Origin of the sequence: Corallococcus praedator (assembly GCF_003612125.1) — a bacterium.
Lineage (GTDB): Bacteria > Myxococcota > Myxococcia > Myxococcales > Myxococcaceae > Corallococcus > Corallococcus praedator.
Genome location: NZ_RAWI01000668.1, coordinates 1 through 2656, shown reverse-complemented (window position 1 = coordinate 2656; position 2656 = coordinate 1). Strand labels below are relative to the sequence as shown.

Annotated in this window: 2 protein-coding genes; one reads left to right on the top strand and one right to left on the bottom strand. The window is 74.6% G+C overall.

Annotated elements, in window-relative coordinates; translation table 11 throughout:
* On the top strand, positions 1-567 hold a 567-nt coding region (locus D7Y13_RS40610), incomplete at its 5' end, for a YqaA family protein (protein ID WP_244222454.1).
* 5 nt (positions 568-572) lie between these two features.
* On the opposite strand, the gene D7Y13_RS40605 is transcribed toward D7Y13_RS40610, so the two are convergent.
* Positions 573-2656: ATP-binding protein (locus D7Y13_RS40605; protein ID WP_120631019.1), on the bottom strand; the 2084-nt coding region annotated here is incomplete at its 5' end.

Sequence of the window (2656 nt, the reverse complement as noted above, 5' to 3'; positions counted from 1 at the left end):
TCCCCGACCACCCCGGCCCCGGCCGGAGAGGCTCCGAAGCTGTCCTGGTACCGCCGCCTGTACATGCGGGTGGAGGCCGCCGCCTCCACGCCCCATGCGCTGGCCACGATGATGGCGGTGTCGGTGGTGGACGGGTCCGTCTTCCCCATCCCGCCCTTCGCCATCCTGGTCCCCATGGTGCTCGCCCAGCCGAAGAAGTGGGTGCGCTACTGCCTGCTGGGCACCCTGGCGAGCTTGGTGGGCGGCCTCATCGGCTACGGGCTGGGGGCGTTCGTGGGGGAAGGCATCACGCAGCTGCTCCACATCGACCTGGACGTGCGCGTGGACCGCTTCGGCGTGTCCGGCACGGTGGGCGAGCTGCTGGGGCGCAACTTCTGGGTGCTGGCGCTCTTGTGCTCCATCCTGCCCACGCCGTTCAAGATCGTCGCCATCGGCAGCGGGTTGGTGTCCGTGCCGCTGGAGCGCTTCCTGCTGGCGTCCGTCATCGGCCGCTCGGTGCGCTTCTTCCTGGTGGGCAGCGTGGTGCGCTTCTTCGGGCCCACCGCGCGCAAGTGGCTGCGCGTCTGAGCGGACTAACCGTGGCGCCTGCCGCCCACCGCGCCCCGCGCCGTCGTCACCTCCGGGGGCCCGCCGCCCAGCGTGGCCTCCACCGTGGCCAGCAGCACGTCCGGACGCACCGGCTTCTCCAGCACGCGGTTGGCCACCGTCTCCACGAACGCAAGCGCCTCCGGTGACGACGCGCCGCCGGAGATGAACACCAGCCGCGACACCAGCGCGGGCGCCTGGGCCGCCAGCCGCCGGTGCACCGCGATGCCGTCCATGCCCGGCATCTGCAGGTCGCACAGCACCACGTCGAAGGACTCGCCCCCCACCACCCGCGCGAGCGCGGCCTCGCCGTTCGTGACGGTGACGACGTCGTGGAAGGGCTCCAGGAGCAGGCGCATGGACTGCGCCAGCCGGGGCTCGTCGTCCACGATGAGCACCCGTCCCCGCCGCCCGGAGGACGCCGGGGGCTGGGAAGCCTCCGCGACCCGGGTGCCCGGACGGGAGGAGCGTGGGGACACCGGGAGGGCCCCCGCGCCCTGCACGGGCGCGGGCGGCAGCAGCAGCGTGAAGGTGGCGCCCTGGCCCTGCACGCTGTGCACGCGCAGCTCGCCCCCGTGCGCGCGGACGATCTGCTGGCAGATGGCGAGCCCCAGGCCGGTGCCCTCCTCGCTGCCCTTGGTGGTGAAGAACGGGTCGAAGATGCGCGGCAGCACGTCCGGCGGAATGCCCCCGCCGGTGTCCTCCACCTCCACGCGCGCGTGGCCGGAGGCCTCCGTGCCGGTGCGCACGCGCACCTCGTGGCGGGCGGGGTCACCCTCCGGGATGGCCTGCATGGCGTTCACCAGCAGGTTGAGCAGCACCTGGCCCAACCGCGCCTCGCTGCCCAGCACCCGGGGCACCGGGCCGAACGACTCCACCAGCCGCGCGCGGGGCCGCAGCGCGTGGAGCACGACGCGCGCCGCGGGCGGCACCAGCGCGTTCAGGTCCACCAGCCCCTGCTCGGGTGACTCCTCGCGGCTGAAGACCCGCAGGTCCTTCACGATGAGGCGGATGCGCTCGGCGCCCTCCTGGGCCCCGCGCACACTGCCCAGCGCGTCGCGTACGCCCGGCAGGGCCGCCGTGCCCTCCGCCGAGAGGCTGCGCTGGGCGGCCTCCAGGTTCAGCGCCAGGTAGGCCAGCGGGTTGTTGATTTCATGGCCCACGCCCGCCGCCAGCGTGCCCACCGCGGCCACGCGCTCGGCGGCCACCAGCCGGGCCTGCAGCTCCTTCGTCGCGGTGACGTCGCGGTGGGTGGCCACGAAGTGCGTCACGCCCTGGCCGTTGGCGCGCACCGGGGACAGCTGCATCTCGCTCCACACGCGCGTGCCGTCCGGCCGGCCCAGCACCACCTCCGCGCGCAGCGAACGCTCCTCGCGCAGCGCCTCCGCCAGCCGCCGCGGGTCCTCGCCGTCGCTCGACGCCAGGAGCGCCCCGGGCACTGTCCCCACCAGCTCCTCGCGCCGCCGGCCCACCAGCGCGCACAGGGCCTCGTTGACGAACACCGTGTGCAGCACGCCCGGCTCGCGCACCTCGCAGATGAGCACGCCTTCGTGCACCGCGCGCACGGTGGTGGCGAGCAACTCCAGCATCTCCACCGCCTCGCGGCGCTCGGCGCGCGCGGCCGCGAGCAGCAGGCCCGTCAGCGTGGTGATGCCGATGAAGAGCTGCAGCACCACCAGCCCCTGGGGCGGCGAGTCCGGCGTGAAGAACGGCCCCAGCCCCCGCGCGGTGCTGGCGATGGCCGCCAGGGCGATGAACAGCGAGGCCAGCGCCGCGCCCCGGGGCCCGAAGCGCAGGGCCGCCCAGGCCGACAGCGGGAAGAGCAGGAACGTCAGCGCGTGCGCCTCCCCGGAGCCCGGCGGCGGGAAGGCGAAGACGCCCACGCACACCCCCACCGTCGCCACCGGCAGCACCCACGCCTCCCACGTCCAGCGCGCGCGCCAGGAGCGGAACAGGAGCAGCAGCGGCGGCGTCACCAGCAACATGCCCAGCAGGTTCGCCATCCACCACAGCCACGCGGAGGGCACCCACTGCGCGCGGGGCACCAGCCCGCCCAGCACCAGGCTCAGCG